The 20,696-nt window shown below is 33.8% G+C and carries 20 protein-coding genes; 15 read left to right on the forward strand and 5 right to left on the reverse strand.

Going from position 1 to position 20,696, the window contains the following annotated elements; genetic code table 11:
• Position 1 precedes the first annotated feature (1 nt).
• Complete coding sequence (locus TYM08_RS06225) at positions 2-1,729, forward strand: EAL domain-containing protein (RefSeq protein ID WP_422382102.1); 1,728 nt, start codon at positions 2-4, stop codon at positions 1,727-1,729.
• Between the two features lie 45 nt (positions 1,730-1,774).
• On the opposite strand, the gene hemN is transcribed toward TYM08_RS06225, so the two are convergent.
• Positions 1,775-3,139, reverse strand: coding sequence for an oxygen-independent coproporphyrinogen III oxidase (gene hemN, locus TYM08_RS06230; RefSeq protein WP_422382103.1), 1,365 nt, complete (start codon positions 3,137-3,139; stop codon positions 1,775-1,777).
• 148 nt (positions 3,140-3,287) lie between these two features.
• Between hemN and TYM08_RS06235 the strand changes: the two genes are divergently transcribed.
• Positions 3,288-3,782: a hypothetical protein gene (locus TYM08_RS06235; RefSeq protein ID WP_422382104.1), complete on the forward strand. Its 495-nt coding sequence runs from the start codon at positions 3,288-3,290 to the stop codon at positions 3,780-3,782.
• A 59-nt stretch (positions 3,783-3,841) separates the two neighbouring features.
• On the opposite strand, the gene TYM08_RS06240 is transcribed toward TYM08_RS06235, so the two are convergent.
• Positions 3,842-4,660, reverse strand: a complete 819-nt coding sequence (locus TYM08_RS06240; protein ID WP_422382105.1) for an aldo/keto reductase — start codon at positions 4,658-4,660, stop codon at positions 3,842-3,844.
• A gap of 84 nt (positions 4,661-4,744) precedes the next feature.
• On the opposite strand from TYM08_RS06240, the gene TYM08_RS06245 reads away from it, so the two are divergent.
• The 7 genes from TYM08_RS06245 to TYM08_RS06275 all read left to right on the forward strand — a co-directional run bounded on the left by TYM08_RS06245 (position 4,745) and on the right by TYM08_RS06275 (position 12,172).
• Positions 4,745-5,941 (forward strand): sugar efflux transporter, encoded by a 1,197-nt coding sequence (locus tag TYM08_RS06245; RefSeq protein WP_422382106.1) that lies wholly within the window; start codon positions 4,745-4,747, stop codon positions 5,939-5,941.
• Between the two features lie 91 nt (positions 5,942-6,032).
• Entirely contained in the window at positions 6,033-6,983 is a 951-nt protein-coding gene (hemC, locus tag TYM08_RS06250) for a hydroxymethylbilane synthase (protein ID WP_422382107.1), read from the forward strand.
• On the forward strand, positions 6,980-7,711 hold the full coding sequence (locus TYM08_RS06255; RefSeq protein ID WP_422382108.1) for a uroporphyrinogen-III synthase: 732 nt from the start codon (positions 6,980-6,982) through the stop codon (positions 7,709-7,711). Before hemC ends, TYM08_RS06255 begins: the two co-directional genes overlap by 4 nt.
• The gene (locus TYM08_RS06260) at positions 7,704-8,981 is read left to right on the forward strand and encodes a uroporphyrinogen-III C-methyltransferase (protein WP_422382109.1); all 1,278 of its coding nucleotides are present in this window, start codon (positions 7,704-7,706) and stop codon (positions 8,979-8,981) included. Before TYM08_RS06255 ends, TYM08_RS06260 begins: the two co-directional genes overlap by 8 nt.
• Positions 8,982-8,983: 2 nt before the next feature.
• Positions 8,984-10,114: a heme biosynthesis HemY N-terminal domain-containing protein gene (locus tag TYM08_RS06265; protein WP_422382110.1), complete on the forward strand. Its 1,131-nt coding sequence runs from the start codon at positions 8,984-8,986 to the stop codon at positions 10,112-10,114.
• Positions 10,115-10,412: 298 nt separating this feature from the next.
• Positions 10,413-11,516 carry a Fic family protein gene (locus TYM08_RS06270; RefSeq protein ID WP_422382111.1) on the forward strand — a complete coding sequence of 368 codons (1,104 nt, stop codon included), beginning with the start codon at positions 10,413-10,415 and terminating at the stop codon, positions 11,514-11,516.
• A gap of 68 nt (positions 11,517-11,584) precedes the next feature.
• Complete coding sequence (locus TYM08_RS06275) at positions 11,585-12,172, forward strand: hypothetical protein (protein WP_422382112.1); 588 nt, start codon at positions 11,585-11,587, stop codon at positions 12,170-12,172.
• 54 nt (positions 12,173-12,226) lie between these two features.
• Here the strand turns inward: TYM08_RS06275 and TYM08_RS06280 are convergent, their stop codons facing one another.
• From TYM08_RS06280 to TYM08_RS06290, 3 genes are all read right to left on the reverse strand, one after another.
• Entirely contained in the window at positions 12,227-12,598 is a 372-nt protein-coding gene (locus TYM08_RS06280; protein ID WP_422382113.1) for a glutaredoxin family protein, read from the reverse strand.
• A gap of 83 nt (positions 12,599-12,681) precedes the next feature.
• Complete coding sequence (locus TYM08_RS06285; RefSeq protein WP_422382114.1) at positions 12,682-13,428, reverse strand: HAD-IIA family hydrolase; 747 nt, start codon at positions 13,426-13,428, stop codon at positions 12,682-12,684.
• A 67-nt stretch (positions 13,429-13,495) separates the two neighbouring features.
• Complete coding sequence (locus TYM08_RS06290) at positions 13,496-13,984, reverse strand: hypothetical protein (protein WP_422382115.1); 489 nt, start codon at positions 13,982-13,984, stop codon at positions 13,496-13,498.
• Positions 13,985-14,172: 188 nt separating this feature from the next.
• Here TYM08_RS06290 and TYM08_RS06295 point away from each other — a divergent pair, with 188 nt between their 5' ends.
• The 6 genes from TYM08_RS06295 to TYM08_RS06320 all read left to right on the forward strand — a co-directional run bounded on the left by TYM08_RS06295 (position 14,173) and on the right by TYM08_RS06320 (position 20,696).
• Complete coding sequence (locus TYM08_RS06295; protein WP_422382116.1) at positions 14,173-15,309, forward strand: porin; 1,137 nt, start codon at positions 14,173-14,175, stop codon at positions 15,307-15,309.
• A gap of 130 nt (positions 15,310-15,439) precedes the next feature.
• A complete protein-coding gene (locus tag TYM08_RS06300; RefSeq protein ID WP_422382117.1) occupies positions 15,440-16,471 on the forward strand; it encodes a mechanosensitive ion channel family protein in 1,032 nt (343 codons plus the stop codon).
• A 141-nt stretch (positions 16,472-16,612) separates the two neighbouring features.
• A complete protein-coding gene (locus tag TYM08_RS06305; protein ID WP_422382118.1) occupies positions 16,613-17,698 on the forward strand; it encodes a D-alanine--D-alanine ligase in 1,086 nt (361 codons plus the stop codon).
• Positions 17,699-17,705: 7 nt separating this feature from the next.
• Positions 17,706-19,457 (forward strand): lysophospholipid acyltransferase family protein, encoded by a 1,752-nt coding sequence (locus TYM08_RS06310; RefSeq protein WP_422382119.1) that lies wholly within the window; start codon positions 17,706-17,708, stop codon positions 19,455-19,457.
• The gene (locus tag TYM08_RS06315; protein WP_422382120.1) at positions 19,450-19,959 is read left to right on the forward strand and encodes a hypothetical protein; all 510 of its coding nucleotides are present in this window, start codon (positions 19,450-19,452) and stop codon (positions 19,957-19,959) included. The genes TYM08_RS06310 and TYM08_RS06315 overlap by 8 nt, the downstream gene beginning before the upstream one ends.
• Entirely contained in the window at positions 19,959-20,696 is a 738-nt protein-coding gene (locus TYM08_RS06320; RefSeq protein ID WP_422382121.1) for an NRDE family protein, read from the forward strand. The genes TYM08_RS06315 and TYM08_RS06320 overlap by 1 nt, the downstream gene beginning before the upstream one ends.

Raw genomic sequence — 20,696 nt, forward strand, 5'->3', positions numbered from 1 at the left:
AATGAAAATATTAATTGTCGATGACGACCCCGTTGACAGAGAACATATTTACCGTAATTTAAAATTTTCTGATTCTAATATGGATATTCAAGAGTCGGATGATTTAAACGATGCGCTGGAGCGTATAAAAACCAATGAATTTGATGTGGTGTTATTGGATTATAATTTACCGCCTACTAATAGCTTAGAATTGATTTTAGAGACTAAAAATAATCATGCCATTGCAACTGTGCCTATTATCTCAATCAGTAATAGCTCAGATGAAAGCATTGCGCTTAAATGCATACAATCCGGTGCATTAGATTACTTAGTGAAATCTGAAATCAATTCATTTCGATTACATCGATCCATCATTAATGCTAAAGCTCGATTTCAACTTGAGCAAAAGCTATTAACGAGCTTTGAAAATGCTAAGGAGTTATCTGAGCACGATGCTTTGACGGGTCTAGCTAATCGTTATATGTTTGATTTAACCTTAAAAAGTAATATACAGCTGCATTTTCGTGAAACTAAAAACCTGGCCTTGTTGTTTCTAGATTTGGACCATTTTAAATATATTAACGACGAACATGGGCATGATGTTGGGGATGTTTTTCTTATAGAGGTCGTGAAAAGGATGAACTCATGTATACGCTCTAATGAGTTCTTAGCAAGGATAGGGGGGGATGAGTTTGCAATCACATTAACCAATTTATCAGACCCGCAATACGCAAATAAAGTCGCTTTACGTATTTTGGATTCATTAAATGATCCCATTCAAATTGGCGAGTTGTCATTACAAGCCAGTGTTAGCATTGGAATATCCGTATTTCCAAGAGACGGTAACGATTCTCAGGATATATTAAAGCACGCGGATGTCGCTATGTATCGCTCCAAAAGTAAGGGGCGTAATCAACTTTCATTTTATGCTGAAAATATGCAAGAGGCATTTTTACAACAATATGAAATGACAAATAGATTAAAAAATGCATTAGTAAGTGATGAATTTCATCTTGTTTACCAGCCCGTTATCGATATGAAAAGTGCTGGTTTAGTTGGAGCTGAAGCGCTGTTAAGATGGAGTTATGATTCTAACGATATCAGCCCTGATATTTTTATACCGATCGCTGAAAAGTCAAAAACCATCAATGAAATTGGTCAGTGGGTGTTAGATAACGCATTAAAGCAATTGTCGGTTTGGCATAAGATTGATAATTCAATGTTTATGTCGATTAATTTGTCGCCAATTCAATTAAGTGATCAGAGTTTGATCCCTTTTATTAAAGCGTGTTTAGATAAGTATAAAATTAATCCTGAAAAAATTAAGTTAGAGCTTACAGAAACCGCTTTATTATTGGATAACGAAAAGAATCTATCTATGATTCAATCGTTAAAAAAACTCGGATGTTTAATTGCCCTTGATGATTTTGGCACAGGATACTCATCGGTGACGCACCTTTATTCTTTTCCAATTGATACGGTTAAAATTGATAAGTCTTTAATGCCTACGTTTTCTAAACACCCGGATACATTAAAGGTTACTAAAGGATTAGTGGCGATGATAAATTCATTGAATTTAGATATTACAGTAGAAGGGGTAGAAACGACGTATGATCTTAATTTTTGCCAAGGTTTAAATATTAATAATATTCAAGGGTTTTATTATGACCAGCCGTTAGAGCCTGATGCGTTTAAAGATAAATATTTAATAAAAAGCAAATTTCATTATTTATTTAGCAGACATAAATAGTGGGTTAACGAGCACTATTTATGTCTTAGTTTAAACGGTCTCTAACTACAGCACTTTAGAAAAACTAGGAATTATATTGTTCAAATAGGCATCAAATTTCATGCAAATTGGACGAATCATTAATTTACCAATATTGGTGACTTCAATACTCTCATCATCCACTTTAATTAACCCTGAGCGAATTAAATCATCTAACGAGTTTAACTCTGATTTAAAGTATTGCTTGAAGTCGATATTAAATTTCACATTTATTTCATGAAAATTAACCGTTTGAGCGCAACTTAATAAGTTAATGACTTTTTGTCTGACTAAATCATCATCACTTAAACTCACACCTTTGTTTATTGGAAATAAACCATCGTCTACGCTTTGTTCATAAAGCGCTAAATCTGAATGATTTTGCCAATAAAATGGGCCCATTTTACTGATGGATGAACAACCTAAAGCCAATAAATCTAAGTTGCCACAGGTTGCGTAACCTTGAAAATTTCTTTGTAACGTTCCATTTTGTTGAGCTTGTACTAACTCGTCTTCTGGTTTTGCAAAATGATCCATTCCAATGTATCTATACCCTGCGTTTTCCAATTTCACAATACTTTGGCTCATCATCTCAAGTTTTTCCCCAACTGAAGGTAATTGATTAGTATCGATTCGTCTTTGCGGTTTAAAACGTTCTGGCAAATGAGCATAATTGTAAACAGCAATGCGATCTGGATTTAAATCGATGACTTTATCGATAGTATTTAAAAAGCGTTGAGTTGTTTGTTTTGGAAGGCCATAAATCAAATCAAAATTTATGGATGAAAAATCAAGTTTTCGCAGTTGGTTCAATAATGACTTAACCATCGATTCTGGTTGAATACGGTTAATGGCTTGTTGAGTCAGTACAGAAAAATCTTGAACACCAATACTTGCTCGATTAAAGCCGAATTTCTTAAGCACTAATAAATGTTCGTCACTTGTTGCACGAGGGTCCAACTCTATTGAGTATTCCCCTTGGTCGGACATATTGAAATATTGTTTGATTAAATTTAATAATCGAGTGAGTTGATTAGGAGTTAAAAAAGTAGGGGTACCTCCACCAAGATGCAATTGCTCAATAACTCGATGACCGAAGGTGGTACTGTATATTTGCATTTCTTTTTCAAGCTTGTCTAGATAGTGATCTGCTTTGGTGTGATCTTTTGTTGCCACTTTATTACATGCGCAATAAAAGCAAATATGCTCACAAAAGGGAATGTGAATATATAACGAAAGCGGCTCGGTACGACCAATCTGCAAATTTAACACTCTTTGAATGTTATTTTGCGTGATTGGGTCAAATTGCAAGGCCGTTGGGTAGCTTGTGTATCTTGGGCCAGAGACATTATATTGTGTGACTAATGTTTTAATTTGTTGGTTGTTATACACAGAAGCATCTTCAATTATTAAAAATTAAAGTTTAATGTAATAATAGGCATTCACAACGCCTATAAAGTGGTATAAATGGCGCTCATTATTGGTCATTGCTCTTTTTTGCTGAATTCATCACAGCTTTGTTTTTATAAAGGTTTTAATTATGAGAAAAATACTAACAATCGGTTTGTTTATGTTAATTGTGCCTTTTGCATTTTCTAAACAGTCCATTTCCGATGCAGAAGCATTGAATTTCTTTAATTTGTATCAAAAAATGATTCAAGAACGTTCCACCAATGTGATGCAATTACTTAGTAAAGATGTGCAGCTATACAGTAAAACATTGACCGCTAATGGCACAACCTATGTCACGCAATATGATATTGAAGAGGTTTTGAAATTTATTAGGGCTGTCCAAGCTTTTATTTATTTAAATAAAGAAGAAAGTGAATTTGAAAAAATCGCACTAACTAGAAAAGCCGATCAAGTTATAATTCGTGCGCAGCGCTTTTCTACAACCAATTGTTATCTAGATAAAGAGTATTACGTCATTATTGAGCGTGAGCGTAATTTTATAAAAGTAATGGAAGAAATGATCACTATTGATCAAACCAAAAGTTGTGAATCGTTAGAGAATATTGATTTAAAAATTAAATAAATAAAATTGCATTAAATGTAAAACCAGAATCTAAAAAGATTCTGGTTTTTTTTTAGGTATTAATAATTATCCCATTGTGGACACCAAGGTCCATCAACTAAACGTTTTTTCTCATCTATTGTTTTAATGGTTTCAATTTCAGAAAAACTTAGTTTAATTTTTATCGCATCAAAATTTTCTTTTATACGATCAAAAGATCTAGCAGCAGGAATAACACTGTAATTTTGAGACATTAAAAAAGCTAAACTTATTTGCGCAACGGTTGCATTATGATTTTTCGCAATTTCTGTAAGTACTGGGTGTCCCATTATTTCACCACGGGCTAGGGGCGAATAAGCTGTCAGTGGAATACCTAAAGATTTACAATGTTCAACGATAGGGGTGTTTTGCATTAATGGATGTATTTCAACTTGATTAGTGATGATCTTTCGATCCCCAAGTAACGAAATAGCTTGATCTAATAAGCTAATTGTGAAATTTGATAATCCAATGTTTTTACATAAACCCATGTCATACACCTGTGCAAATTGCGCGATGTAATCTTCCATATCGTATTCACCACCAATAGATGGGTAATGTAATAATAATAAATCCACTTGTTCTGTTTGAAGTTTTTCTAAACTTTCTTTTACTGTACCTAATATTACATTAGGTCCAAAGTTTTCAGGTTTAACTTTTGTTGTAAGAAATATTTCTTTTCGATCAACTTTGCTTTCTGCAATTGCTTTGCCTACTGCTTGTTCATTATCATAACCTTGAGCGGTATCAATATGACGATACCCGATTAATAATGCATCTTGAACACTTTGATACGTTTCCAATTCGGTACGATTCCACGTACCAAAACCCATCAATGGTAATTTGTTTTCTGAATTCATTTAAAAACCTGATTTAATTTACGTTGTGCGTGTATTTTAAAGTATACTGCGCGCTTTTTTTGTATGTGGGTTAACAAAAATTTTATGCAACGATTGCAATTTTTTTCAAAATTTGGCCGGGCTGGTAATTGGTTATTATTGGCAAATGTTATGACCGGTTCCACGTTTGCTTTTATTATACCTGTGATGAGTTATTTCTTTTTGGATCAAAAGGGAGATGGGTTAAATGCAAGGCCCATTGATTTTTTAATTTACCTAGTGGCGATTACTTTTTTTGGTACACTTTGTAATCAATTCATGGGTCGAATGGCTGATAAAGGGCATAGTTCTAAATGGATTTATATTTTTTCTATGGCCTGTTCGGCGATTGCTACATTGCTTTATGCCAATATTGAATCGGTATATTTAATTTTTGTTGTAGGTATTGTGTTTGTAAGTTTAGGCAGCGCAGCAGTGCCTCAAATTTTGACTGTATCGAGACAGTATGCTGATCAAGCAAATATTGATGTCAATCAATTTAATTCAGTGTTAAGAGCTTCTTTTGCTGCAGGGTGGGTGATCGGTTCAAGTTTTTCCTATGAATTGATTGCTCGCACTGGGTTCTCTGGTGCGTTTTATGGGTCGAGTATTGTCAGTGTACTCGCGATTATTGTGGCACTGTATGCGTTGCCTAATTATCACAAATCCAAAGAACATCGTACAAACGGTAAGCCTGATTTTGTTCCGTTGGGGTTTTGGTTATTAATGGGAGTCATGATTATTGGAAATGTAGCAAATAGTTTGTATATGTTGTCGATCCCTTTGATTATAACTAATGAATTGTTATTGCCCGAATCGTTGCCAGGAAAATTATTTGCAATTGTCGCATTTTTAGAAATCCCTTTTATGTTGTATTCGGCAAAATTAGCCATTCGCTTTAATCGATATCACCTTGTTATGGTCAGTTTTTTAATGGGACTTATCTTTTATTTAGGCATTTATTTTGCGACTCAAAGCTGGCAATTTATGGTTTTGCAAATATTTAATGCAGCGTTTATTGGTATTTATGCGGGGCTTGGTATATCCATTGTGCAGGATCAACTACCAAAATTTGTAGGGTTTACTTCTACAATGTATACCAATTCATTAAGAATAGGCTCAACATTAGGGGCGGTTGGTATATTTGTTGTGGGTGAATTTTTCACTTATCAGGCTGCTGTTTTAGCCGCATTAGCCTGTATGTTACTGTGTTTGATTGGTTTGATTTTATTACAAGCCAGTCCTACACAAAAAAGCGTTTGAACCAAAGCACATAAGTTATATGGGTATATGGATTTACCCTGTAAAATCCGTATGATAGTGGCAATATTATTTAAGTGTTGAGCCATCTATTATGAAAGAGTTACGAATCGCCACCCGCCAAAGCGCCCTTGCTATGTGGCAAGCAGAAGATCTTCAAACAAAATTACAAAATTTATACCCAAATATAATCATCACTTTAGTACCTATGGTCAGTCGTGGAGATCAAATATTGGATGTCGCGTTATCTAAAGTGGGTGGAAAAGGATTATTCACAAAAGAGCTGGAAGTCGCCATGCTAGAAAATCAGGCGGATATTGCTATGCATTGCATTAAAGATTTGCCGATGTACTTTCCTGAAAGTTTAGATTTATACACGATCACTGAAAGTGAAGATCCAACGGATGCATTTGTATCGAATAAATACGATCATTTTGATCAATTACCACAGGGTGCGATTGTAGGAACTTCAAGCTTACGTCGGCAGTCTCAAATTTTAGCGAAGCGACCAGATTTAAAAATCGAATTTTTGCGCGGAAATGTTGGCACACGTTTAGGTAAATTAGATGATGGCCAATACGATGCCATCATTTTAGCAACCGCAGGTTTAATTCGTTTAGAGCTGCAAGAGCGTATTAAACATAAATTAGATACTCACATGTGTTTGCCAGCTGCAGGTCAAGGTGCATTGGGTATTGAATGTCGAATTGCAGACACTGAAATTCATAAATTATTAGCCCCCTTGCACCATGTGGATACTGCCATTCGAGTCTATGCAGAACGTGCGTTAATTAAACATTTAGAGGGCGGTTGTCAAGTTCCAATAGCTGGGTATGCACAAATCGAAAATGGCAAAATTTCTATGGAGGCTCGAGTAGCAGAAGTTGATGGTTCAGTGGTTTATATAGAAAAAGCTCAGAGTGATTTAACGGATTCTTATGAACAAAATGTCATCATTGCTGAAAAAATGGGGAAAGACTTGGCGATAAAATTAGTCGAACAAGGTGCAGATGCGATTCTTGAAAAATTAAAAGCCGATTTATGAGTCAAATTTTCATAACACGGCCAGAAGGGCAAGCTGATGAATTAATGCATTTGCTGAATCAAAGCAAACACAATTCAAAATCGTTTGTACATTGGCCTCTTTGTAAAATTGAAAATATTGAACTCACTGGAAAAGGGCAAACATGGTTGTATGAATTTGATTTATACGACTATGTATTTGTTGTTAGTAAACATGCTGCGTATTTATTGTGTGAATTTTTAGATGAGCGTTGGCCAATGTTACCCATTGGGCCAGAGTTTATTTGCCCAGGAAGTGGAACAGCAAGCGTTTTGAAAAAATATGGAATTATTGCGAAATTCCCTGATCAACAAATGGACAGTGAAGGTGTATTAAATCTAGCGATGTTCACGGATGAATCATTATCAGAGAATAAAAAATGGTTAGTGGTTTCAGGAAAAGGTGGGCGAAGAAAAATATCTGCAAAATTAATGGAGCATAACCAACAAATTGATGAACTAGATTTGTATGAACGTATACTTAAACAAAACCTACCAAACAAAGCATTTAATAAAAATGACGTGATCGTCATTACATCTAAAGAGTCATTGATACAAGCACAAAAATTATTAGGTGATCGAACACAACAATTAAATTTATGGGTACCAAGTAATCGAATTAAACAATCTGCCCAGAACTGGCAAAATGTTTTAATTATGAAAAATGCCTCCGATCAAACAATTATTCAAACGGTTGAAAGTCATGAGTGATCAAAAAGATTTAAACGAAAAACAAAAAAAAGAAGCCGCTGAGGAAAATATAGCGCAATCAGCACAAAACCATGCTGAAGAAATCATCGAACAAAAACAAACTCCAGAAAAGGGAAATGACGAAATAGACTCTGATGATATTTTAAAATCTGAAGAAGATTTAGAAATCAAAAAAAATGAATCCACCAATACTCAATTTGATGATTTATCCGAAAACCCCTCTGGTGCACAAACAAGCAAATCTAAAGAAAATGAATCCAAATCCAAAACACATCCCTTAAAATCATATAAATTTATAGTGATTTTAATATTGATAGTTATGTGTGGTGTGATTGTTTTTTACCTTTCGCAAAATTTTAAAAAACAAGATCAGGAAATTTTATTATTAAAAAATGAGTTGAATACTCAAATTAAAACGCTTGATGCAAAGTATAATTATCAGCAGGCCATTGATAAATTAATTGCTCAAGATGCAAAGCTTCAAGCTAATATTATTGCTGTGTCAGCAATTGATAATACAACATTGCAAACTCAGTTAACTGCGCAAAATAAAGAACTTGAAATACTTCGCCAGCAATTAATTCAAGCTGCTACTCAATTTAATCGTAGTGAACAATTCAAAACCATCGAATGGCAGTTAGCGGAAGCTAAATATTTATTAAGAATTGCACAACAAAGAATAGTAATGGAAAAAGATGTAAATAGTGCATTGTCGGTAATAAAAGCAGTGGATGATTTATTTGTGAATACAGGCGATGTGAGTTTGTATAATTTACGTGAAGTCTTAGCGCAAGATAAAGCTGCATTAGAATCTGTTAAGTCTGTTGATTTAGAAGGCGTTTATATTCAACTTGGTAATATACGTAATCAAGTAGAACAATTTAATTTCGTATTGAATTTAAACACTGAAAACACTCAAGAAAACAAAAGTTTTATGCAACGAGTTATGTCTTCGATTAAGGTTCGTGATATCAGTGAGCAATATGTTGGGCAGTTAGATCCTGTTTTGCACAATATTGCCAAACAAACATTGGTGTTAATGCTTGAGCAAGCACAGGCGGGTTTATTAAATAATCAACAAGATGTATTTGAATTGGCCGTTAAAAAAAGCAAAACACAATTAAATCAATATTTCTCAAATGAAGCTCAATTTGATTGGATGACTCAACAATTAAATTCCATTCAATCACTACGTTTAAATCAGAATATTCCTGATGTTTTAAATAGTATAAATGCGTTAGACCAATACCTAATTAACTTGAGTGAATGAAAATGAAATTAATTATTAAAGTAATTTTGTGGTTATTATTTATCGGTTTGATGGCATTTGTTGGTCAAAATATGATGAATACTCCTACACATGTTCAAATTATATTAGGATCAAAACTAATAGAAATGAGTTTATGGGTGATGTTGGTTGCGGTATTAGCAATTAACTTATTTATTTATTTAGTTGTAAAATCTGCCAGTTTAATTCGCCCTGTTGAAACTTATTATCGTTGGAGAGAAAAAACAAAAACCAAAAAAAGTTATCGTTTTTTAGCTGAAGGATTATATCAATGGTTTGACGGGAAAGAAAAAACAGCTGAAAAACAAGTTCTAATGGCAAAAGTACAACAGCCAATCTTATCTCAATTAATGTTGGCGTACCTAAAGCATAACTATCAGGATGCCATAAAAGAAGTTGAAAAAGTCGATGCTCGATTTGTGCCATTTTTACATTGGATGCAATTACAAAATTTAAATTCCCATGCAGATTTTATGAGCGTATTGCCTATTTTAAGAGAAGATACATTAATTTATAAAAAAAATGCGCATTATCTAAAAACCGCTGTACACATTTTTTTAAATACAAATCAATATGAACATCTAGTCGGTTTATACAGTAATATTGAAAAATTATTACCACAAAATAGCGAAGCCTTAAATACTCAAATTTCAATTGGCTATCTGACTCAATGTCAACATGAGCCTAGCGGTTCACAGATGTTAGTAAAACGATTTAAGAATTTGAATACAACTATGCAAAAATCAAGTGCAGTGTTAGAGCAGTATTCCATTATCGCTGCAAAATTATTAGAGCCTGCACTGGGTGTTAAAATCATTCATAGTGCTGCTAAAACAGTATTAACGACAAAAATGGTGAATGCGTTTCATCAATTACCAATTGAAGCTCATGAAAAACTTAAACAGATTGAAATTTGGTTACAATCTCATCAAAGTTTATCTGTGTTGCATTTGGTTGCATTTGAAAATTGTGAAATTTTAGATTTAGCCGCCAAAGCCCAGGTTTATATTGTCAGTTACCACGAACTTGAAAAAACAATTGAGTCTAAAATGCGATTAATGTCCTATTACAACGAAAAAAATCAGTCTCTGCAGGCATTAAAGTTATTACAGTGATTGTGTTTAAAATTTGAACAGGTATTATTCAATCTAAGACGTGTTATTTAATAACACTGTTTTGAATCGTTCATGTTGAATGCTTCATGTTGAATGCTTCATGTTGAATAGTTCATGTTGAATAGTTCATGTTGAATAGTTCATGTTGAATAGTTCATGTTGAATAGTTCATGTTGAATAGTTCATGTTGAATAGTTCATGTTGAAGGGATAGCCCAAGTGTCATGTATTCGCTTATGGTTTAAACAAGTAGATTTTTTAACTTCCCCAAAATCCGCATTAAAGTTTAAGGTTAAAGTATGTTTATATGGCAGCAATCGAATTGGCCAAATTTTGAATATAAAATTGAAGAATTAGACGATTTACTCAATGAAATTGTGAAATTACAAAATCGAATCAGTAAACAGGTTATTTCTCTACATTCTCAAGATTTATATGACATCCAAAAGAAAAGTCTAGTAAATAATGTGTTTTTATCAACACATTCTAAAGATGAAGGTGTTGATCTTTTAAGTATTGAAGATTGTGTAAGTGTTTACTTACTAAAAGAAAAGGCCACGCATACTGCTTTAAGTATTGAGAATCCATTGTTAATTCAAATGTTTTCTAAAGTGATGGATGACTTGCATTTACCCATCACTCAGTCCAAATTGTACCAGTGGCATGCCACATTATTTGCGCAATCTACAGATCAAAATATAGGTGAGTTAAGAAGACAATCCACTCATGAAATGTCTCATAAAACCTTAAAATATATAGCCCCTCCCAAAGAAGAATTAACCAATCAAATTCAAAAATTTAAATTTTGGTTTAATGAACCTTTTGAAAATGATAAGCAAAATATTGTAAGAGCTGGCATTGCGCATTTCTGGTTTATTACACTGCATCCTTTTGAAGATGGAAACGGTCGAATTGCTCGTGCATTAACGGATCGAGCATTGGCTCAAGCCAAACCTGAAAATGCACATTTATATTCCATGACCCCCGCAATTGATGCAAATAAAACCAAATATCAGTCGTTATTAATTCAAACACAACGATGTCAGATGAAAAACCAACAATCAAACCCAATGGATATCACTCAATGGCTTGAATGGTTTTTGCACAATTTATATGAAGAAATGCTTAAAGTATTACCTTTTATTGAATATAAAAATGCTCAAGATTCTTTCTGGTTATCTCATTCTCAAACGGTGTTAACTCAACGGCAAGTTGATGTTTTAAATAAAATTGCAAAAAATGCAGATTTATTTGTTGATGGGATTAATGCAGGCGGTTATCAAGAGTTAACAGGAGTCAGTAAAGCCACTGCAACTCGTGATCTAACAGGGTTGCAAAAAAAAGGGTGTTTAAAAAAAATGTCCAGAGGTGGACGCAGTACTCGTTATCGACTCAAATATTAGACAACAAACCACCCAAAAGCGTAATATGTATCAATTACAAAATAGTAACAATCTAACAGGGGAATAAGATGAAAAAAGCACTCGTTATTGCAAGTTTATTAGCATCAATCAGTGGTTTCACTCAAGCTGAAGGTGCAGATCCAATTGAAGCAAGAACTTTTTTTGAAGTTGAAGCGGGTTTGGCAAGTTTAAATCAAACACAAGCAACAACTGAAGGCTTTGATTCCAATGCAATTTCAGTAAGTGGTTCTGCGGGGATTATCCTAGGATATTTTCGTGGTGGTATTGGTGCAATCGGTATTTTACCTAACGACTCCGACATTGGAAATTTATTCGATGATGAAGGCTATGTAGTGGCAAATCCATCAATTGCATTTGCGGGTTTTAACGCGTTTGCTGGGGGTCGTTACGCATATTTAGATAAGTATGAATTTAATTTTGATGTAGGTTTATCAACTATGAGTCATTTTCAACAGGGAAATGATGTAAATATTCAGCAAAGCTCACTAGAATCAAATGGTGGATTATTCATTCGCCCAAGCTTCAATTATTACATTACGTCATTTTTTGGTATTCACGCATCTTATCAACAAATGATTGGTTCTGAAACCACACTAAAATCCACATTTTCTGCTGGTACTGTATTTAAGCTTTAATCAAAAAAATATCAAAAAAAAACCAATCTTTGATTGGTTTTTTTTTGCAATTCATTAACTGGCTTTAGGATCTTGTTCAATATTTAATAATTTTCTAATTCTAGATTCATCAAATCCTTTAATCACTTGATTGCCAATAATGATTAACGGCGTGCCACGACCTTCAAGTTTTACAAACGTATTATAAGCTTCTTTGTTAGATGATATGTCGTATTCAAAATACGCAATAACATTTTGACTTAAAAGTTTGCGGGTTTTTTTACAATAATGACACTGAGGCGTCCCATAAATAATGACTTTTGCTTGTTCAATAGAATGCACTTGCGTTGATTCGTAGCTTGATGTGGTTGCAGCTACAGCAATAAACGCTATCAGTCCAAGCAACAAAATAAAAAACATGGCATAAATTGTTTTTGTAGGGTTCATAAGTTATTCCAATAAAATTAAAAATATAAAACTATAGAGTTAAAAAGAGCCATTTAGTTACAATTGTTTGTAAATAAAAACTATTATTCAAAAAAATGTAAATCGGTGAATTCTGTAATGCAAAAATCCGGCTGGCAATGTTTTTCATCACCTACGTGATACTTTCCTGATTGAACTAAGGCAGTTTTAAAGTTAACTGCTTTTGCACCTTGTATATCAGTTTGATAATCATCGCCTATTACCAATATTTCTAGATCTTGATTTTTAAATGAGTGGCTTGCATTTATAAAATAATCAGTCGATGGTTTACCAATCACGTCAATTGTTGTTTGAGTGATCGATTCAATCAACGCGACAAAGGCACCAGTATCAATTTGTTTATGACTGTTTTTTAAATAAAATAAAGAACGCGACGCAGTTATGATCGGTATGCCTTTTTGCGCAAAGTCGATGATGTTTTGTAATGTACAATAGCCTGCGTCGTTTTTTTCAAAATCTAATAAAATGATGATTTCTGGACAGATTGAATTATGCTCACAGTGAATTTGCTGCACTTCTAATGTTGACCCAATGATTAATCCAGTTTTAATGCGTTGAGTAGCTAAATAAATATTAATGGCATCGATCGGTGAATAAAGTTGATTGGCAGTTATATTAATACCTATGGCATTTAATCTATTAATTTGGGACGGTTTATCAATAATGGAATTGGTCGCCAACAAAAAATCATAATGTTGATTTTGTAATTGTTGAATAAATGCGACACTATTATTAATGGGTTGATCATTTTGAACAATGGTCCCATCAATATCAATAATGAAATTGTACATACAAAATCCTTAGGTTTAGAAAAACAGGTCTTTTAAGGCAAGCTAAAAAGACCCATCATCGGGTTATTTATGCTTCGTCGTCGTCTTCTTCATCGCCTTCAAACATATCAAAAAATACACCTGCAATATCTTGCGGCATAACTTCTAACCAGCGAGGCATGACCTCTTCGTAACTTTTACCATCTTCATCTTCAAAATCTACTAAGTCACGAAAGGTTTTAGAATGATCATTAATGGCGAAATACTCTTGATATCCTTCTTCGTGTTCGATTAATGCGTAGATCTCAATGCCTTTACCTAATTCTACGATTTTATTTAATAACTCAATCCAATTTGTACCCATCGTATCAATAAACAAATATTCATCTATAGACTCTAAGCCCTCTTGCTCAAATTGTTGGGAAGTAAAACTTTCAATGATTGCTTCGTCTTGAATGTTCGCGTGTTTAAGTAGTTTTTTGATCAAATCAGCAGCAATGATTTGCTTGCTTTTTAATAAATTACTATGAAGGATTAATGGAAGTTTTACTGCAATTGAGCCAAATGCTTCAGCCATGATGGTATCTCGTTATATTAGTAGTATGAAAAATGCCATATTATCACATTAGATTCAAAGGTATGAATGTTGTTTTATAAGGATAAACGCTCAAACGGCTTAACATGTATTATTTGATGTTCTAACATTTTTCATATTGAATGCACTAAACCTAGGCTTTATATTGACTGTCATTATGAAAATATTAAGTGAATCGTAAAATGTATGAATGTTTTAGAAAATTACCTCTATTAGTTATTGGGTTGACATCAATTACATCATTTGGCTTTGCATTTGATAGTGAGGCTGAATCTTTATCAAATCAACACCATAACAATCAAGAAACGCCAATAAAAATATCTGGCTCAATATCATTTGATGGGTCTTTATTAACCAGTCAAATGGCCAGCGAAAATTTAACTCAGGATTTGTATTTAAGAAAACTAAAATTAGGCTTTGAAAAAGAATTTATTGAAAATTGGATGGTAGAGCTAACGCTAGATTTAGAAGAAGATGCCGATGTGAAATTGGACGATTATGCCATAAGTTATGGCGCAATAAACGATTTAGATATTGCAGTAGGGGTCGTTGATATTGAATTAGGGTTACAAAATAGCACAAGCAGTAAAGTGTCCAGTACATTGGAAAAAGATCTAGGTACCAATGCGTTAATTCCCAAAGGAAAATTTGGGCTAGCACTTCAGTGGCATCAAAAACACTATTCGGCTTTTTTTAATATGTTTGAGTCCAACCGTGATTTTAATACGGGAAATAATACATATGGGCTTTCGGCAAAATTGAATTATGTATTTTCCAAAGATTATCATTTTGGGGTGAATGTCGCGTTAGTGGATTATGGCAGCCAGCTTTTTGAGATTAATGCAAAACCTGAATTAAATCTAGCTGATGATTTGATTCAAAGTGATGCCTTTAGAGCGCGTTCATTACGCTTTTTTGCATTAGAATACGCACAACGATATAACCAATTAAATCTACAATCTGAAGTTATGTGGTTATTTGTAACAGCGGATCAAGAATTTAATCCAGTCAATCCTAATTCCAGTCATTCAAGTGCGTATTTACAAGCTAGTTATTTTGTAAAAGGCGATGCCAATAAATTCAAAAAAGGAAATTATGCAAAGCGATCAGATACCCAGCATGCTTTAGAGTTAGTCACACGATTAAGTGGTTTGTATTTGCAAAATGAATCGATCACTGAGTCTATGGTGAATGTATTGATTGGCGTAAATTATTATGTAAATGATGATATTAAGTTAATGGGTAATATGGTGATTGTAAAAGATTATGGGCCAGGTTTTGCTGCACGAGCGCAAATCGCGTTTTAAGTCAAGATGACAGCTAAATGTTTATTGATCAAACATTCGGTTTCTTAATAAAACGGTTAATGTTATCGTGAAAAAAACGCCTAGGTATTATACTTAGGATTATGTCCATTTAATTATATAGAATTGAATTATGCTTATAGATTGGTTAGATAATATTTTTCAACATTTCCCGACACTAATACAACTGAGTGTATTTGTAGGCAGTATATTTTTTGTTAAATGGTGGATGCTAGGATCACGTTTGCAACTGGGAGCTGAAGCAAAACTTCCTCGTCAGGTTTTATTTTTCTTTATTAGTATCGTTATTTTTGTTGGTTTGATTTTAGTGCTGAATGTACCAGAATCCATCAAAGGGCAAATATTAAGTTTATTAGGGATTTTATTGACTGCTGTGATTGCATTGTCTTCTACAACATTTGTGGCAAATGCAATGAGTGGCCTGTTATTAAGAATGATCAACAGTTTTAAGCCTGGTGATTTTATTAAAGTGCAAGGGCAGTTTGGTCGAGTCACACAACGAGGGTTATTTCACTGTGAAATTCAAACAGAAGATCGAGATTTAACTACAATTCCTAATTTATATTTAATGACGAATAACGTCAGTGTAATTCACAAATCTGGTACGATTGTGTCAGTGAGTTTGTCATTAGGTTATGAATATCATCATCAAATTATTGAACCATTATTATTGAAAAGTGCACAGGACACCCAATTAACTGATCCATTTGTGATGGTGACTGAGCTGTCGGATTTTTCTGTTTCTTATAAAGTTGCGGGTTTTTTAGAAGATGTTACTAAAAATTTAACAGTTCGTTCAAAATTACGTAAAAACATTTTGACAGTTTTGCATTCAAATAATATTGAAATTGTCTCTCCAAATTTCGTTAATCAACGAGTGTATGATTTGGCGGCACAATTTATTCCTAAAGCTCAGCCTACAATGAATCAAGTGTTAAAAAATGAATCCATAGCAGAAGATATTATGTTTGATAAAGGCCAATTAGCTGATGAAATTGAACAATTAACTTATGAAAACTCTATCGATCAAGCCCATATGATGCTTTTACTTACATCTGTTGAAAATCTAGAGGATGAAACAATTAAAGATCAACTTTTGAAAAAAGTAGAATCATTAAAAGAGTCTAAAGACGCTCAGTCATAGAGCAGGGCGAAATACTTAATACCGCATAAGGAAAATGCAATATAAATCAATAAATACAAAACTGTGTAAATAATTTGACATTTTTTTGTAACAAAGCTTAATAAGGTGAATCTTATAGTCAACTATTAAAGATGTATGACTATGAATTCACCATTTATCTCACCTGGAATGCCACCACTAGATCAAAAAGGTAAGCAAACTTCATTTTTTGAATTTTGGCCAATGTGGCTGATGTACCTGCCTGTTTTTTTTATGTGGATTATTTGGGCCATTCGATATCGTTCATTAACTTTACCTTTAATTGCCAATCCAAAAATTAATTTATCTGGAATGGTCGGTACTCCAAAAAGCGACATATTTAATATGGCGGGTGAATTTGCAAAATCGTCCATTCTGGATTGGTTTGTGGTTCATCAATCTAAGTATTCATATCAACAGATCGTTACTCAAATGCAACATAAAGGTTTTTCATTTCCGATTGTGGTTAAGCCAGATATTGGCTGTCGTGGAACCGGAGTGAAATTGATTAAAACCGAGCAAGAATTAAAAACAGTTTTAACTACTTACAGCGAAGATTCACCGATAATGGTACAGAAATTGTCGGATTTTGAAGCAGAAGTAGGTTTGTTTTATGTGAAATTGCCTGGGCAAAAAACGGGCACCATTCAAAGTATGGCATTTAAATATAGCCCTTATGTGGTGGGTGATGGCACTTCAACGCTTGGAGAGTTATTGCAAAAAGATGATCGTGCAAAAGATCTTTTGGATATTTATCAAAACAGTTGCGATTTTGATTTGGTGTTAAAACCTGAAGAACCGCATAAACTGGTTTTTTCTGCTAGTCATTGTCGCGGTGCAATTTTCAGAGACGGTATTGAATTTAATACTCCAGAGCTTGAAGCGCAACTAGATAAAATTATGTCGGATATTCCCGATTTCAATTACGGTCGATTAGATGTGAAATTTAAAGATTTAATGTCTTTGCAAAAAGGTCAGACATTGCAAATTGTCGAAATTAATGGTGCAGCGTCAGAGTCGCTTCATATTTGGGATCGTAATGCGAATTTAAATCAAGCATTTTGTGCGTTGTTATGGCAATACAAAACATTATTTTTATTGGGTAAACAGGCTCGCGAAAAAGGAGTTAAGACGCCAGGAATAAAAGCGTTAATCAAAGCATGGTTACACGAACGAAGTTTAGTTAAATTTTATCCAGTTAACGATTGAGAATGATATGTCAGTAAATAACCCATTTAGAATTCCGTTAAAAAATAATTTAGTGGCGAAATCATTAGAGATGATTTTAGGTTTAAAGCCGTTGGCGCAGCATTATGATCTTCGTCCACAAAACCTAGATGCAACTGCATTTTTAGCATATACCCAAGACGCATTAGGTTTAGAAAGTTGCAGAATTAATTTTGAAGAAAATCTGAAAAAAATTCCAAAAGACGGACCGTTAATTATTGTGGCAAATCATCCTTTAGGTGGATTAGAAGGCGTAGTATTAAGTCAATTATTACTTAAATATCGTCCAGATTTAAAAGTATTAACGAATAAATTACTGACACACATTCCTGAATTTAAAGAATTATTCATAGGTGTAAATGTACTTGCCAAGGACGCAAAGGCTGAAAATTTTAAAGGCATTAAAACGTCAAGTAAGCACTTATCTAACGGTGGTGCGTTGTTGATTTTTCCTGCGGGAAAAGTCTCGTCGTTAAATATTAAAAAATTGCGCATTGAAGATATAGCATGGAATCGACAAGTGGGACTTTGGGCAAAAAAATACGAATCTAATGTATTGCCAATTCGAATTAATGGCTTAAATAGTTTTAAATTTTATCTATCGGGTTTAATTCATCCACGTTTACGAACCTTATTATTGCCTCGTGAATTTGTAAATAAACGCGGTAAACACATTGATATCTCAATTGGTAATATCATTGAACCAAAAGAAATTAAAGGTTTAAGTGATGCCCAAGCCCTCACAAATTACTTTCGGTTGTGTACAGATTTATTAAAAGACAATACTTCAAAAAAAGGCATCATCCCTGAAGGGCAAAATCATTTGCCTATCTCCAAACCACCAGAACGAGATATATTAGACTGTGCAGTGAATCAATTATCAGAATATAGGTTAATAAAGTTTAAACATTATTCAGTTTATTGTGTGCCAGGTAGTGAAATTGGTGTCATCAGAAATGAATTGGCATTTGCAAGAGAGCTCACATTTCGCACCGCCAATGAAGGAACAGGGCAGCTTGAAGATTGGGATGAATATAATGAATATTATCTTCAGTTGTTTGTTTATGACCATACCAACAAAAAATTAGCAGGTGCTTACCGTATGGCTGAAACATTTAAAGTGTTAGACAGTCATGGTGTGAAAGGGTTGTACAGCAATAAAATGTATAACTACGATGAAAAATTATTACGTGACATTGGCCCTGCTTTAGAAGTTGGTCGCTCGTTTGTTCACCCAGATTACCAAAAAAGAACCGCTGTTTTAGATTTATTATGGAAAGGCATAGGTACCTATGTTGCTCTAAATAATCAGATTACTACGGTATTTGGTGGTGTAAGTATCTCTCAAGAATATTCAGAACAAGCCCGTGTGTTTATTGCAGATTCTATGCTGTCGAGTTTTAAATTCGATCGAGTAATTTTTAATGTAGCGCCTAAAATTCCTTTGAAAGTAAAAAGTAAATTATGGAGCTCTGAGCACCTTTATAGTATTGGTAATGTGCCGTTATTTAATAAATTATTAGGTCAGTTTGAGCAGGGAAAAGTGATTCCTATTTTGATCCGACATTATTTAGCGCTCAACGGAAAGTTTGTTTGCTTTTCAGTGAATCAAGATCTAAATGAATCATTAGATGGTTTGATTTTGGTTGATTTTGCGACCATGCCGGCTAAGTATTTAAAACGATATTTAGGTGAGCAAGGCTCAATAGAATATAAAAGAAAGTGGAGTATTAATGATTGATTTAGTAAGAGCGAGCGTAGAAACAATACAGGAACTCGAATATATTTTAAATAATTTAGACGAGCAAACCTACGGGGAAATTGGCACTAAAACCAGTTTTAGCGTGGGTCGTCATCTGCGTCATATCGTTGGATTTTACATTGCACTGCAAAAAAGCAATCAAGATGGTGTGGCGGATTATACCGTTCGCCAACGAAATAACGTGATCGAAACCGATCTTAGTATTGCAAAAGAACAGGTTGAATCTATTAAAAACTGGTTGCCTACACTTGAAAAAGACAAGTCTATTCAAGTTAAAACTGAGATTCAACAATCGCAAACAGTAGACTTAACAATTACATCTTCATTAATTCGTGAACTTGCATATATTAGCGAACACAGTATTCATCACATGGCCTACATTAACTTAATGCTCAAAACCATGGGTATTAATTTAGAAAAAGAAGTGGGCGTCGCTCCAAGTACGGCAAGTTATCTAAGAAATCAAAAGGCAAATGCATAATGTGTACAGTTAGCGCATTTTACGATCAAAGTGGCTTAGTGGTTACAATGAATCGGGACGAGCAGCGCACAAGACATGAAGCTTTGCCTATAGTTAGTCAAACTATGTTATATCCGGTAGATGAAAAACAAGGTGGCACCTGGATGGGTGGCAATCACAATCAAGTCATTATGTGTTTGTTAAATTTATATGAGCACGAGTATTTTGTTGGAGAACAATCAAGAGGTAACATCATCCCTGAATTATTGGAATTAAAATCCTTTGATGCTATTACTGTTTTTTTGCAATCTCAGTTTGACCCATATTTATATTCTGCTTTTTCACTGTTAACATTTTATAAAAACCAAGTATTTAAAAGCAAATGGGATGGCATAAGTTTTACTCATGAATTAAGTAACTTAGATCCTTGGTATTTTTTTACATCTTCAGGGTTAGATTCACTGAATGTACAGTCAGGTCGGCATATACTGTTTGATCAATACAAAACAAAAGGGGCGGACTTTAAACAAGCGAGCAAACCCACATCAATACCCAGTATTCACTTAACCTATGTTAAAGGCAATGAAACCCAAAGCTGTTTTGTGCAACGTTTAAAAGTGCATACCAAAAGTATTTGTCAGTACTATGCTGATGAAAAGACTATTAAGTTTCATTATTACCCTGAAAATTTAATAGTTGAATATATTAATAATCCAACCATCAATCCAAGTTTATCAAAGGTGTTTTTCTTGGAATAA

The sequence above is a fragment of the Marinicellulosiphila megalodicopiae genome (assembly GCF_045862395.1).
Taxonomy (GTDB): domain Bacteria; phylum Pseudomonadota; class Gammaproteobacteria; order Pseudomonadales; family Natronospirillaceae; genus Marinicellulosiphila; species Marinicellulosiphila megalodicopiae.

Excerpts from the sequence above, each read along its gene's own strand:
- TYM08_RS06225 (WP_422382102.1), top strand. The coding sequence starts at position 2 with ATGAAAATATTAATTGTCGATGACGACCCCGTTGACAGAGAACATATT.
- TYM08_RS06235 (WP_422382104.1), top strand. The coding sequence starts at position 3,288 with ATGAGAAAAATACTAACAATCGGTTTGTTTATGTTAATTGTGCCTTTT.
- TYM08_RS06240 (WP_422382105.1), bottom strand. The coding sequence starts at position 4,660 with ATGAATTCAGAAAACAAATTACCATTGATGGGTTTTGGTACGTGGAAT.
- TYM08_RS06245 (WP_422382106.1), top strand. The coding sequence starts at position 4,745 with ATGCAACGATTGCAATTTTTTTCAAAATTTGGCCGGGCTGGTAATTGG.
- hemC (WP_422382107.1), top strand. The coding sequence starts at position 6,033 with ATGAAAGAGTTACGAATCGCCACCCGCCAAAGCGCCCTTGCTATGTGG.
- TYM08_RS06255 (WP_422382108.1), top strand. The coding sequence starts at position 6,980 with ATGAGTCAAATTTTCATAACACGGCCAGAAGGGCAAGCTGATGAATTA.
- TYM08_RS06260 (WP_422382109.1), top strand. The coding sequence starts at position 7,704 with ATGAGTGATCAAAAAGATTTAAACGAAAAACAAAAAAAAGAAGCCGCT.
- TYM08_RS06265 (WP_422382110.1), top strand. The coding sequence starts at position 8,984 with ATGAAATTAATTATTAAAGTAATTTTGTGGTTATTATTTATCGGTTTG.
- TYM08_RS06270 (WP_422382111.1), top strand. The coding sequence starts at position 10,413 with ATGTTTATATGGCAGCAATCGAATTGGCCAAATTTTGAATATAAAATT.
- TYM08_RS06275 (WP_422382112.1), top strand. The coding sequence starts at position 11,585 with ATGAAAAAAGCACTCGTTATTGCAAGTTTATTAGCATCAATCAGTGGT.
- TYM08_RS06280 (WP_422382113.1), bottom strand. The coding sequence starts at position 12,598 with ATGAACCCTACAAAAACAATTTATGCCATGTTTTTTATTTTGTTGCTT.
- TYM08_RS06285 (WP_422382114.1), bottom strand. The coding sequence starts at position 13,428 with ATGTACAATTTCATTATTGATATTGATGGGACCATTGTTCAAAATGAT.
- TYM08_RS06290 (WP_422382115.1), bottom strand. The coding sequence starts at position 13,984 with ATGGCTGAAGCATTTGGCTCAATTGCAGTAAAACTTCCATTAATCCTT.
- TYM08_RS06300 (WP_422382117.1), top strand. The coding sequence starts at position 15,440 with ATGCTTATAGATTGGTTAGATAATATTTTTCAACATTTCCCGACACTA.
- TYM08_RS06305 (WP_422382118.1), top strand. The coding sequence starts at position 16,613 with ATGAATTCACCATTTATCTCACCTGGAATGCCACCACTAGATCAAAAA.
- TYM08_RS06310 (WP_422382119.1), top strand. The coding sequence starts at position 17,706 with ATGTCAGTAAATAACCCATTTAGAATTCCGTTAAAAAATAATTTAGTG.
- TYM08_RS06315 (WP_422382120.1), top strand. The coding sequence starts at position 19,450 with ATGATTGATTTAGTAAGAGCGAGCGTAGAAACAATACAGGAACTCGAA.
- TYM08_RS06320 (WP_422382121.1), top strand. The coding sequence starts at position 19,959 with ATGTGTACAGTTAGCGCATTTTACGATCAAAGTGGCTTAGTGGTTACA.